General features: G+C 42.7%; 8 protein-coding genes. 3 read left to right on the top strand and 5 right to left on the bottom strand.

What is annotated here, in order from left to right; genetic code table 11:
* Positions 1 to 12: 12 nt before the first annotated feature.
* From QUD05_RS15025 to QUD05_RS15015, 3 genes are read right to left on the bottom strand one after another with little or no spacing between them, the layout of a single operon-like run.
* Positions 13 to 969 (bottom strand): N-acetylglucosamine kinase, encoded by a 957-nt coding sequence (locus QUD05_RS15025; RefSeq protein ID WP_289796762.1) that lies wholly within the window; start codon positions 967 to 969, stop codon positions 13 to 15.
* A gap of 14 nt (positions 970 to 983) precedes the next feature.
* Positions 984 to 2,246, bottom strand: a complete 1,263-nt coding sequence (locus QUD05_RS15020; protein WP_289796761.1) for an MFS transporter — start codon at positions 2,244 to 2,246, stop codon at positions 984 to 986.
* Positions 2,247 to 2,291: 45 nt separating this feature from the next.
* A complete protein-coding gene (locus QUD05_RS15015) occupies positions 2,292 to 2,714 on the bottom strand; it encodes a GxxExxY protein (protein ID WP_289796760.1) in 423 nt (140 codons plus the stop codon).
* Positions 2,715 to 2,771: 57 nt separating this feature from the next.
* Here QUD05_RS15015 and QUD05_RS15010 point away from each other — a divergent pair, with 57 nt between their 5' ends.
* Both QUD05_RS15010 and QUD05_RS15005 read left to right on the top strand, forming a co-directional pair.
* Entirely contained in the window at positions 2,772 to 5,756 is a 2,985-nt protein-coding gene (locus QUD05_RS15010; RefSeq protein ID WP_289796759.1) for a valine--tRNA ligase, read from the top strand.
* Positions 5,757 to 5,919: 163 nt separating this feature from the next.
* A complete protein-coding gene (locus QUD05_RS15005) occupies positions 5,920 to 6,354 on the top strand; it encodes an HmpF-related protein (protein WP_289796758.1) in 435 nt (144 codons plus the stop codon).
* Between the two features lie 110 nt (positions 6,355 to 6,464).
* Here the strand turns inward: QUD05_RS15005 and QUD05_RS15000 are convergent, their stop codons facing one another.
* Together QUD05_RS15000 and QUD05_RS14995 are read right to left on the bottom strand one after the other, a co-directional pair.
* Entirely contained in the window at positions 6,465 to 10,865 is a 4,401-nt protein-coding gene (locus QUD05_RS15000) for a beta strand repeat-containing protein (protein ID WP_289796757.1), read from the bottom strand.
* Between the two features lie 64 nt (positions 10,866 to 10,929).
* Positions 10,930 to 12,033 carry a TIGR03032 family protein gene (locus tag QUD05_RS14995; RefSeq protein WP_289796756.1) on the bottom strand — a complete coding sequence of 368 codons (1,104 nt, stop codon included), beginning with the start codon at positions 12,031 to 12,033 and terminating at the stop codon, positions 10,930 to 10,932.
* 900 nt (positions 12,034 to 12,933) lie between these two features.
* On the opposite strand from QUD05_RS14995, the gene cysC reads away from it, so the two are divergent.
* Entirely contained in the window at positions 12,934 to 13,506 is a 573-nt protein-coding gene (gene cysC / locus QUD05_RS14990) for an adenylyl-sulfate kinase (RefSeq protein WP_289799976.1), read from the top strand.
* Positions 13,507 to 13,530 lie beyond the last annotated feature (24 nt).

Genomic DNA, 13,530 nt, shown 5'->3' with positions numbered 1-13,530 from the left:
GGTTTCTTCGTGTCAATTTTGAGTTGTTTGCAACGCTAACAAACCAGCACCATAAGCAGGTTCATGCCTCGGAAAAATCACGCTTACATTAGGAAACTCCTTAATAAGAGACGCTGCAAATCTTTCATGGATCTTGCATCTACCGCGCCACACACTTCCTGTTGTCACTACTTCCAAAACTGAGTCAACACTAAAAATTGCATCAATTACTATAGATGTAGCTTTTACTAACTCTTTGACAGCATCATCAATTATGATATTCGCTACTATATCACCTGATGCGGCTGCAAAATCTACAACTGGTGCTAAAGCAGCTATCTGTTTAACTCCCCATTGTCGGCGATATACTAATTCTATTAAATCTTCTATACTTTCCAAATCAAGATGCTGTTTGAAACCCTCTATCAAACTCGTTGACATTTCCCGTCCATCATAAGATTTTAATGCTGCGTTCATACCTGCGATCGCAATTTTATAGGCGCTACCCTCATCTCCTAAAATATAACCCCAGCCGCCGACTCGCTTAGTATGTCCCTGATGATTTCGTCCAAAAACTATCGAACCAGTGCCAGCTGCAACCACAATTCCTACAGACTGACCAATTCCACCAACTAAAGCAATTAAAGCATCGTTACAAATTACAATATTCGCTGATTGCAATGCCCAGAAAATAGGCAATTTGCTATTCTGTAATTCTTTAACTAAATCTTTTACTACTTCAATATCTGCTGCACGACCTACACCCGCTAAACCCAAACATATTGCGTCAATCTTATCAGTATTTGTAATTATTGCTGCCTCAAAAGCATTTTGAATTGCTGATTGAATAGATTGTAAAGTTGCTTCTCTTCCTATACTCTGATAATTAGATGGCCCAGCTTCACCACGACCTAGCACTTGATATAAATCATCCATCAAGACACAAACAGTTTTGCTACCGCCGCCATCTATTCCCAAAACATAACTCATGATTGGTAATCATATTAATTATTTTGACGCTTCGGTTCTTCTTTTAAAGGTATAAAAAAGATAGCAATCATTCCAGGAATGGTCAGCAAACAAACCAAGACAAAAAATAATGGATAACCAAGTGCTTTTTGCAGATAACCGCTAATTAAACCTGGTAACATCATTCCTAAAGCCATTATGCCTGTGGAGATAGCAAAATGAGAAGTTTTATATTCACCTTGGCAAATATACATTAAATAAACACTAAAAGCTGTAAATCCAAAACCATAACCAAATTGCTCCAACGAAACCAAGGGATATATTAATGTTAGCGAAGGTTTAGTGTAAGCCATATATACATAAAATATATCAGGCAAGTTTAATGCTAAAGCCATAGGAAAAAGACATTTTTTTAATCCATATTTAGAGATTAGCAAGCCTCCTAAAATTCCTCCACAAATTAGAGATATAACCCCAAATGTCCCGTAGACTAACCCAACATCTGATGTTGATAGTCCTAAGCCTCCTACTTCTGGTTTGTCCAATAAAAATAAAGAGGCTATTTTGACAAGCATTGCTTCGCCAAATCTGTAGAGCAAGATAAAGGCTAAAATACTGATAATTTTATCTTGAGCAAAATATGAGCTAATAATTGACCAAAAGGGTATATTTTCTCTAGCTTGTATTTGTTGTCGGTTATCTGATTCAGGTAATGGTAAAATTAGGCGATGAGAAATAAACAGAATTGCTAAAATTAAAGCTGAGAAGCCAATAGAAATAGTCCAGCTTAAAGGAATGTTGTTGAGAGAGACTTCAAGCTGTCCTGCTAACACTACTAATATCCCAGAGCCAAAGATTACGGCAAGTCTATAACAAAGCGAACGAATGCCTACAAAAAACGCTTGTTGTTCTGGAGATAAAGCGATGAGGTAAAAGCCATCTGTGGCAATGTCATAAGTTGCAGAAATAAATGCTCCTATTGTTAATGCTGCAAGGGAAATGAAAAAGAAATTTGGCAGTTGTAAAGAGAAGGCTATTAAGCCTAAGCAGCAAAACATGGCAAATTGGGTATAGAGTATCCATTTGCGTTTGGTAGAGTAAATATCAATGATTGGGGCCCAAAACATTTTGATGACCCAAGGTAGATAGAGGAAGCTTGTCCAAAGGGCAATTTGGGCGTTATCGATTCCGAGTTTTTTGTAAAAGATTACGGAAACTGTGTTGATGATGATGTAAGGTATGCCGGAGGAAAAGTAGAGGGTGGGGATGAATTTCCAAGGGGAGGGTGTTTGATTCATGGGTTTGGTTTAACGAACCGCAGAGGCGCAGAGAGCGCAGGGAGATTAAGAGAGGATAATACGTTTGATACCGTCTTTGAGGAGGGGGACGTTAAAGTTAATCAGGAGAGCAAGGGGGTAATTAGTCATTTTAAGGTAGGAGAGGACTTGAGCTTCGTGGTTTGGGGCTAAATTTTGGACAGCTTTTAATTCCACAATTAGACAATTAGCAACCAGAAAATCTAATCTACCCTTACCAAATTCATGTCCTTTGTAATTGACTGTTACCGACTTCTCAACTAGATGAAGTATCCCGCACCTGAAAAATTCTATAATTATCGCCTCCTTATACACCTCCTCCAAAAACCCTGGCCCCAACACCCTATGTACCTCAATCGCCGTCCCAATCACCTTACCCGTAAGCTGATTCATCTCCTCTCCTAACTCTCTTCCCTCCGCGTTCTCTGCGCCTCTGCGGTTCGTTTCCATAATCCCCCTCCAACCCTATGGCAAAATTTATAAAAGTCCTTCCTTAGTTTTCCCAGCATGACCGCAACCATTCCCAATCTCCCCAGTCTCTACGACCCCTTTTCCACCGAAGCCAAGTGGCAAAAATTCTGGGAAGACAATCAAGTTTACAAAGCTGACCCCAGCAAAGGCGGCGAACCCTACTGCATCGTCATNTCCCCCCCAAATGTCCTAGGCAGTTTGCACATGGGTCACGCTTTTGAAAGTGCGTTGATTGATACTCTCGTGCGCTACCACCGGATGCAGGGACGTAATACCCTATGGCTACCCGGAACTGACCACGCCAGCATTGCTGTGCATAGTATGCTAGAAAAGCAACTCAAAAAAGAGGGTAAGACTCGCTACGAGTTGGGGCGCGAGAAGTTTCTAGAACGCGCTTGGCAATGGAAGGCGGAGTCTGAGGGAACGATTCTGAATCAGCTACGACGCTTGGGTGTCTCGGTGGACTGGTCACGGGAAAGGTTTACTCTGGATGAGGGTTTATCCAAAGCTGTTGTCGAGGCATTTACTCGCCTCTACGAAGAAGGCTTAATTTATCGTGGTGAATATTTAGTTAACTGGTGTCCCGCTTCTCAGTCGGCTGTGTCTGATGTGGAAGTAGAAAATCAAGAGGTGAATGGAAATCTCTGGCACTTCCGCTATCCCCTCACCGATGGTTCCGGTTTTGTAGAGGTGGCGACAACTCGACCAGAAACGATGCTGGGTGATACAGCAGTAGCAGTTAATCCCAATGACGATCGCTACAAACATCTCATTGGCAAAACTTTAACTCTGCCAATTCTACAACGAGAAATTCCGATCATTGGCGATGAATATGTTGACCCCACTTTCGGTACAGGTTGCGTGAAAATAACTCCCGCCCATGACCCAAATGATTTTGACATGGGTAAGCGTCACAATCTGCCGTTCATCAACATCATGAACAAAGACGGCACTCTCAACGCCAATGCTGGGGAGTTTCAAGGACAAGACCGCTTTGTTGCTAGAAAGAATGTGGTTTCTCGCCTAGAAGCAGATGGCTTTTTGGTGAAGATCGAAGATTATAAGCATACCGTTCCCTACAGCGATCGCGGTAAAGTACCTATTGAACCCCTCCTCTCGACTCAGTGGTTCGTCAAAATTCGCCCCCTAGCTGACAACACTCTCGAATTCCTCGACCAGCAAACTTCTCCAGAGTTTGTCCCCCAACGCTGGACAAAGGTTTATCGTGATTGGCTAGTAAAACTTACTGATTGGTGTATCTCTCGCCAATTATGGTGGGGACACCAAATTCCTGCTTGGTACGCTGTCAGTGAAACAGATGGGCAAATTACCGATAACACGCCGTTTGTAGTCGCAAAATCGGAAACTGAAGCTTGGGAGAAAGCTAAATTACAATTTGGCGAAAATGTCAAGTTAGAACAAGATCCAGATGTTCTGGATACTTGGTTTTCTTCTGGACTTTGGCCGTTTTCTACTTTGGGCTGGCCAGAACAAACTCAAGATTTAGCAACTTACTACCCGACTACCACTTTGGTAACAGGCTTTGACATTATCTTTTTCTGGGTAGCCAGAATGACTATGATGGCTGGGCATTTTACGCAGCAAATGCCTTTCCAAACAGTTTACATTCATGGCTTGGTGCTGGATGAAAAAGGTCAGAAGATGTCAAAGACCAAAGGTAATGGGATTGACCCGTTGTTATTAATTGACAAATATGGTACTGATGCCCTGCGGTATACCTTAATTAGGGAGGTGGCTGGCGCGGGTCAAGATATTCGCCTGGAGTATGATCGCAAAAAGGATGAATCGGCATCTGTAGAAGCATCCCGCAACTTTGCAAACAAGTTGTGGAATGCTGCCCGGTTTGTGATGATGAATTTGGATGGACAAACGCCGCAACAATTGGGAAATCCAGTCGCCACAGAATTGAGCGATCGCTGGATTATCTCGCGGTATCATCAAGTTGTCAAACAAACCACCAATTACATCGATAATTATGGTTTAGGGGAAGCAGCTAAGGGATTGTACGAATTCATCTGGGGTGATTTCTGCGATCAATATATTGAACTGGTGAAATCTAGGTTGCAAACAGGTGCAGACTCCGCATCAAGGCGGGTAGCAGAGCAAACTCTTGCCTACGTGCTAGAAGGGATTTTGAAACTGCTTCATCCCTTCATGCCGCATATTACTGAGGAAATATGGCAAACTCTCACCCAACAATCAGCAGATTCACCGCAAACTTTACCATTACAAACCTATCCCCAGATAGATGTCAACCTAGTTGATATAGCTTTAGAAGAACAGTTTGAATTGCTGATTGGTACTATCCGCACAATTCGGAATTTGCGGGCTGAAGCGGATATTAAACCAGGCGTAAAAGTGACAGCGAATTTACAAACTGAAAGTGAGAAAGAGCGGGAAATCCTTACTGCTGGACAGTCTTATATTAAAGATTTGGCAAAGGTTGAGACTTTAATCATTACTGACAAACAACAAAACCAAACTGTTGCTGCCAAAAAACCTCAAAGGGGTTTGAAGACAATTGGCTTAATTATTGTGGCCATTGTATTTGGTAGATTGGGTTTAGCTGTGGGGTATGCCATTGATGACACTCCCCTCGTCGGAACTTTCTTTGAACTAGTTGGTTTTGGTTACACAGCCTGGTTTGTTAGCCAAAATTTACTAACTGCTCAAGCGAGACTTAAGTTATGGAGACGCTTTTTCCCGCAGAGTGAATTAAAACAACCACAAGAACCAGAAAATGCGATCGCAGGTGTGATTGGTACAATACAAGTGCTAATTCCTTTGAGCGGCGTAGTAGATATTGAAGCTGTCCGTGCCAAACTAGAGAAAAGCTTGAGTAAAGCCGAAGCAGAAGTTCAATCTCTGAGTACCAGATTAAACAATCCTAGTTTTGTAGATAGAGCTAGAGCCGACGTGGTACAGGGAGCGCGGGATGCCTTAGCAGAAGCACAGAAACAAGCAGAAATTTTGCGCGATCGCCTTCAGGGTTTGTCTTAGCGATCGCCTGCTTAGCTTAGGATAACTGTAATGGGTAATAGGAGTGTTTATAATTCCCAATTACCCATTACCAATTAACAAGATCCAAATATCCATTCTGGTATTTATTTTTTTATTAAATTTTTTTTGAATTTTGAATTTTGAATTGGAGCGAAGCTACCTCATGCTATATCTAGCCCAGGTGCGTAAAAACGATTTTTTAGACCAGCACCAGTTACGCTTATTGGCGCGTCAAGAAGCTGATAACTTGTGGGCGATAATTCCCGAAGAGGCTTTCATTTTGCTGGGAAAGGGAAAGATCATGAGTGAGAACTTGCTTGTTTTAGTCGAACTTTCTCCTACAGGCGATATTGAAAGACTAGAAGACGCCACCAACTGGGTACTGCATCTAGTACAAAACTACCTCACCATCGGCATTACCCCAGAGTTTTTGCAGCATGAGGCCGAGCGAGCAGAACATTGGCGACAATCCCTGACGTTGCAAAACCAAGACTTAGCAAGGCGTTCCTTAGAATTGGAAGCCAGACGCGAACAAATTCAAGCCTTAGAAGAAACCCTCAAACGCGAGAAAAATGGTTATTCCCAAGAGGAAAGTTAAAAGTTTGCAGTTATATTGCACTCAAATGTGTATTTATAAAAGATTACCCAGCAAGAGTTGATCTGTCTCTTACTGGGTAATCTCTCAATGCTTGCTATAGTTAGCTTGCGTTAGGCAATGATAGTAATATTTGCACTACTAAGCGCCACCTGATTGGAGAACTGGGCAATTTGAAGAACTTGTGCAGTCTTACCAGTTCCATCCGCGTCAAAGAAAAGATTACCCGTAGTTTGATCGTACATAAAGCGATCGCTCGCTGCGATCGCGGTGGTACCAAGTCGAAATAAGCTCGGATCGAGCGTAGTATTTTGAGATTGAACCAGTCCGAATTCAGCCTTGGAAATCAAGATAGTATCCTCTCCAAGAGTAAAATCAGCGATCGTATCATACCCTCCAGTACGGGTACCAGTTAGGTTGAAGCTATCTTGTCCAGTTCCACCAGTCAATACATCTCGACCAACTCCACCAGCGATTATATCGTCACCTGCACTACCGAACAAGGTGTCATTGCCTGAGTTACCAAAGAGGCTATCATTGCCATCTCCTCCTGTTAACGTGTTAGCAGCATTATTTCCCATCAGGATGTTATTAAGGCTATTACCAGTACCATTGATTGCTCCGGTTCCAGTCAGAGTCAAATTCTCCTGGTTATTTCCCAACACCCAATTCACCGAAGAATTGACTAAATCTGTGCCTGCATCTAAGCCTTCAATAATCAAGTCGTTTACGTTGTCTACAGTGTAAATATCATTACCGACTCCACCATCAAGACTGTCAGTCCCTGCACCTCCATTCAAGGAGTCATCACCTACACCGCCTAACAAGGTGTCATTACCTGAGCTACCAAAGAGGCTATCGTTGCCATCAACTCCATTCAACGTGTTAGCACCACTATTTCCTGTCAGGATGTTATTAAGGCTATTACCAGTACCATTGATTGCCCCACTTCCAGTCAGGGTCAAGTTCTCCAGGTTATCTGCCAACACCCAATTCACCGAAGACTTAATTAAATCTGTGCCTGAATTTAAGCCTTCAATAATCGAGTCGTTTACGTTGTCTACAGTGTAAATGTCATTGCCAGCTCCACCATTAAGACTATCAGATCCTAAACCTCCATCCAAGGTGTCATCACCTGCACCGCCTAACAAGGTGTCATTACCGGAACCACCAATTAGGCTATCATTGCCATCTTCTCCACTCAAGATGTTAGCGCCAGTATTTCCAATCAAGATGTTCTTAAGACTGTTACCAGTACCATTGATTGCCCCACTTCCAGTCAAGGTCAAGTTCTCCAAGTTATTTCCCAACACCCAACTCACCGAAGACTTAACTAAATCTGTACCTGCATTTAAGCCTTCGATAATAATATCGTTCGCGTTATCTACAGTATAAATGTCATTACCGATTCCACCATCAAGACTATCAGCTCCTAAACCGCCATCTAAGGTATCATTGCCTGCACCACCTAACAAGGTGTCATTGTCGGAATCACCAAAAAGGTTATCGTTGCCATTTTCTCCACTCAAAATGTTAGCGCCAGTATTGCCAATAAAGATGTTATTAAAGCTATTACCAGTACCATTGATTGACCCACTTCCAGTCAGGGTTAAGTTCTCCAGGTTATTTCCCAACACCCAACTCACGGAAGACTTAACTAAATCTGTGCCTGCATTTAAGGCTTCAATAATAATATCGTTCAGGTTGTCTACGATATAAATATCATTGCCTTTACCACCGATGAGACTGTCAACTCCTGCACCACCATCTAAGGAATCATTCCCATCGCCGCCATCAAGGGTGTCATTATCAGCTAGTCCTTGGAGCGTGTCATTGCCCTGCAATCCTGAGATGACATCAATATTGACTGTACCATTCAGGTTGTCTGCACCCAAAGTACCATTAATCACATTGTATTGATTAATAGTCAAGTTGACGGTAGCAGTACTATTGCCTCCGTGCCCATCACTTATACTGTAAGTGAAGCTATCGAAGCCATAATAGTTTTGGGCAGGGGTATAAGTGTAAGTACCGTCATTGTTGTTAACTAAGCTTCCTTGGCTAGGTTGGGTGAAGTCAGTAATACTCAAAACATCACTAACATCGACATCTTTATCATTGCTTAACAGAGTAGTAGCACTAATAATAACGGGTATGTTTCTTTTTGTGGTGATGCTATCGTTAACAGCAACAGGCGCATCATTCACCGCCGTAATATTAATATCGCGAGTAATGGCAGTACTATTAGCAGCCCCATCATTAATTACAAAGCTGACGGTACGAGGTGTAAGACTGGGGTTATCACTGCTATTGGTATAAGTAATGGAACGTAGTGCGGTTTGATAATTAGCAACGGTGGCACTGCCAGTTAAGGTTAAGACACCTGTGCTGCTGTTGTAGCTGCCCATAATCCCATTTTGATTAGTGAAGGCGAGGGTATCTTGAGCAGAAATAAAACCACTGCTAATTCTGACAGTAGCACTAGCTAGGTTAGCAGAGTCTACATCGCTGACGGTGATGCCTGAATCGATGGCTGTAGTAGCGTTCTCGGTGTATGCCAGAGCAGAGTTGGTAGCAGTAGCAATGGGCGCATTGTTCACTGCCGTAATATTAATATTGCGGGTAACAACAGTACTATTATCAGTCCCATCATTGACCACAAAGCTGACGGTACGAGGTGTAGTAGTGGGGTTATCACTACTGTTGGTATAAGTAACAGAACGTAGTGCAGTTTGATAATTAGCAATGGTGGCACTACCAGTTAAGGTTAAAACACCTGTGCTGCTGTTGTAGTTGCCTGTAATCCCATTCTGGCTGGTGAAGGTGAGGGTATCTTGAGCAGAGGCGAAACCACTGGTAATGCTGACGGTGGCACTAGCTAGGTTAGCAGAGTCTACATCGCTAACGGTGATACCTGAGTCAATGACTGTAGTGGCGTTCTCAGTGTATGCCAAAGCAGAGTTGGTGGCAGTAGCAACAGGTGCATCATTCACCGGCGTAATATTAATATCGCGGGTAATGGCAGTACTATTAGCAGCCCCATCATTAACTATAAAGCTGATGGTACGAGGTGTAAGACTGGGGTTATCACTGTTGTTGGTATAAGTAATAGAACGTAGTGCGGCTTGATAGTTAGCAACAGTGGAACTGCCAGTTAAGGTTAAAACACCTGTGGTGCTGTCGTAGCTGCCCGTAATCCCATTTTGGTTGGTGAAGGCGAGGGTGTCTTGAGCAGAGGCGAAACCACTGGTAATGCTGACGGTGGCACTAGCGAGGTTGGGGGAGTCTAAGTCGCTGACGGTGATGCCTGAGTCGATGGCTATAGTGGTTTTTTCGGTGTATGCCAGTGCAGAGGCGGAAGCAGAGATTATCGGGGGAATGCCATTGTTAATGTTTAGTTGGGCATATATCCCATTACCAGACCCGTCCTGACCATCGCTTTGCCAAGAAACGACAAAGTCACCCCCTGCATTCATCGCAACTATGGGGTTAGTTTGGTCGCTGGTGGTGTAGGTATTAACCTTAAATTCGCCCCCTTGAGCCACCCCAAGATTGTTGTAGCGTTGGGCATATATCCCATTGATAGAACCATCTTGACCAAAGCTTTGCCAGGAAATCACAAAGCTCCCATCTGCATCCATCGCTACTGTGGGATTAGCTTGGTCGCTGGTGGTGTAGGTATTAACCTTAAATTCGCCTCCTTGAGCCACCCCAAGATTGTTGTAGCGTTGGGCATATATCCCATTGATAGAACCATCTTGACCATCGCTTTGCCAGGAAATCACAAAGTTCCCATCTGCATCCATTGCGACCGTGGGGTTAGCTTGGTTGTTGCTGGTGTAGGTATTAACCTTAAATTCACCCCCTTGAGCCACCCCAAGATTGTTGTAGCGTTGAGCATATATCCCATTAGTAGACCCGTCCTGACCAAAACTTTGCCAGGAAATGACAAAGTCCCCATCTGCATCCATTGCGACTGTAGAGTTATATTGATCGCTAGTGGTATAGGTATTAACCTTAAATTCATTCCCTTGAGCCACCCCAGCACTGTTGTAGCGTTGAGCATATATCTCATAGCTAAACCCTTCCTCTAAACTAATCCAAGAGATAACAAAGTCCCCACTTGAATCCATCGCTACTGCTGTGGGACTATATGGATTGCCAGTGGTGTACGTATTAACCTTAAATTCGCCTCCTTGAGCCACCCCAGAACTGTCGTATCGTCGAGCATACATATCAGTCCCGTCTTGACTATCACTTTGCCAGGAAATAACAAAATCCCCATCTGTATCTATCGCTATTACGGGATTATATTGATTGCCAGTAGTGCCAGTATTAACTTGAAATTCGTCCCCTTGAGATGTCCCGTCAGTGTTATAGCGTTGGGCATATATCTTAGTTCCGTCTTGACCATCACTTTGCCAGCAAATAATAAAGTTACCTGCTGCATCTATAGCTACAGTGGAGTTAGATTGATTGCCAATGGTGGTGGTATTGACTTGGAATTCAGTCATGAAAAAACCTCTGAAAAAACTAAAATTTTTATTTCAACAATTACGGTCTAATTAGACAGATTCCTTAGTTATTAGGAATAACTGCACTCGGTCGCAGCCAGTAGTTCAACTCTGGTGCAGTAAATGCTTGGCGGATTTCTTTTCGTTCTTGATTCAAAACCATCGGACGCTGTACACCAGCAAGAAACTGTACATCATAAAGTTCTTGACAGCCTGTGGTGAACTTCAGCATCCCCACCTGTTGCCCATTTCGCAAATCCACAACTGCCACACCACAGAGCAACTTCTCAAATCGTTGAGTTATGGGCAACCCTCCGAAAATATGCCGTTCCCGAATCTGGCATAGTCCCACTAGGGCGTAATACCCTACACAGCACAACCCCCGCAGAAATCCAGGGAGTACACAGACTACTTGTTGGTCTCCTGATTCTGGATGAATGCGCCATATTTCCCCGGCACCAGAGTTGAGTAACCACAAAAACCCGTCATGCCAAATTGGGGAATGGGGCATTGATAATCCATCTACAACTATTTCATTGCTCTCTACTTCCACTACAACTCCACCGTTGGCTTTACCCGGACGCCATCCCCCGACGGTATCTGTCGCACCGAGGGCAGTCACATACTTGGGTTTGCCATCCACCATCGCTAATCCATTCAGGTGACATCGGTCTTCTGGCACTACTTCAGAAATAAATTTCGGATGCCAGCGCGGTACAAAGCTAAAGTCTGGACTCAACGTAGAAAGACACGAAAAGCGGGTGTTGACAATCCACAGCCCTTCTCTGCCAAATTCCAGGTCGTGAATGTTCAGGTCGCCTGTAAAATATGTCATCCGTGGCAAGTAGAGGGCATCGTAGCGTCCGGGCTGGTCTTCTAAAAACTCATAAGCTAAGTCGGGGGCATTGGCTAATAAACAGACTTCATGATGGGTAGCCAGTGCCAATCGTGAACCATTCACTGCCAATCCCATTGGTTTGGAAAATTGGCGTAACAGCATGGTTATCTGTTTCCCATTCCAGCCTACTAGTGCTAGTTTTCCGGCTTGGTAGGTGGTGATGACAACTGAGCCTCCGGCTTGACTCAGCCAGGAGATAAATCCCTGATCGGCATCACATTGAATTAAGTTATTCTCTTCTGGGGCAGTATTGGGAAAAGTGGACAACATAAATCAGTTGAATTAAATTTCAAATTTTGTTGAGGAACTTTAGACTTAGTTAAATACAAAATATACTCAGTGGCTCTAGCCCTTAAAATAGAGCGGTAAATCACCAACTACGAACCCTGAAAATTACTGGTACAAAGCGCTAGTACAGCATGGCGTAAATCCAGCTATCACCTCAATTAAGTAGACAAGTTGCTCAGAGCAACTTGTTAAAGGTGAACAAATTTATGCCAAAGTGTATTGGTGATTGATGTCATTGGTTTTGATGAGTTGTGAAAGTTTGTATTCAGGGCTAAAACCCTTGAAGTTGAATGATAAATCGCTCACTACGAAACTCTCAGAATTAATCACACAGACCACTAAGCGTGGCATTATTGTCAATAAACAAGTCTGTACCAGAAACAGCACTTAAAGGAATCGCCCCCAGAAAATAGGTCGCGCCGCCATAAAGCTGCACTGGATCTAACTTTGCAAATATTTTGAACTTAGTTTTTTATAATGTCTTAGCAGTAAATCTTGTTTGGTAATCTATTGTTATAATAAAGACTATTCTATTTAAAAATAAACTGTATATATACTGAATGTAATAATTAGTTAAAACTTTAATAATTTGAAAACTCGATCGACAAGTTTTGTTACTATAACCGCAAATTGCGTTGTTATGGTAAAGAAAATGCGTAGGTGTATCCTGTCGTATTACATCGCCATGCTTCGTATTAAATATTTAGCCTAAATACGTATAATTATGCGATTTTTCACTTGAAATCAGTAGAGGTAAAAGTAGCAAGCTTGACATAGGATGCCTTGCAATTGCTGAAATTCCTGATAAAAAAGGATTATAAAAATAAAATTACTATTTGACCCACAATTACCTAAAAAAGCTTTTTTGGTGTGCCATTTAAAATTTACGACGAAAGTAGGATGAGACAACAAGAGTGTGGTGTGGCAGTATGGTTCACTGGTCTGAGTGGTGCAGGTAAAACTACTATCTGTCAATTCGTGGAGAAGGAACTGCGGGTACAGGGATACAGAGTTGAAGTTCTGGATGGTGATGCAGTACGTCAAAACCTATGTAAAGGATTGGGTTTCAGCAAAAAGGATCGAGAGGAGAATATTCGGCGCATTGGCTTTGTAGCTAACCTTCTTGCCAGAAATAATGTAATTGTATTGGTTTCAGCAATTTCACCATACCGCGAAATTCGAGAAGAAGTGCGCCAAAGTATTCGATTTTTCATTGAAGTTTACGTCAACGCATCATTAGAAGTTTGTGAACAACGAGACGTAAAAGGGTTATATAAAAAAGCAAGAGCAGGGGAAATTAAGTACTTCACTGGTATTGATGATCCTTATGAAATACCACTCTGTCCTGAAGTCGAATGCAAAACTAACCAGGAAAGCGTTGCTCAAAGTGCAACTAAGGTCTTAGAAAAGCTAGAAGAGTTGGGTTATATAGTTGCTAAAATGAATGATTTATGAGTTAAATAAAGTTTTTAACTCATA

Source organism: Nostoc sp. GT001 (assembly GCF_030382115.1).
GTDB lineage: Bacteria > Cyanobacteriota > Cyanobacteriia > Cyanobacteriales > Nostocaceae > Nostoc.
This window is presented reverse-complemented; position numbering and strand designations above follow the sequence as displayed.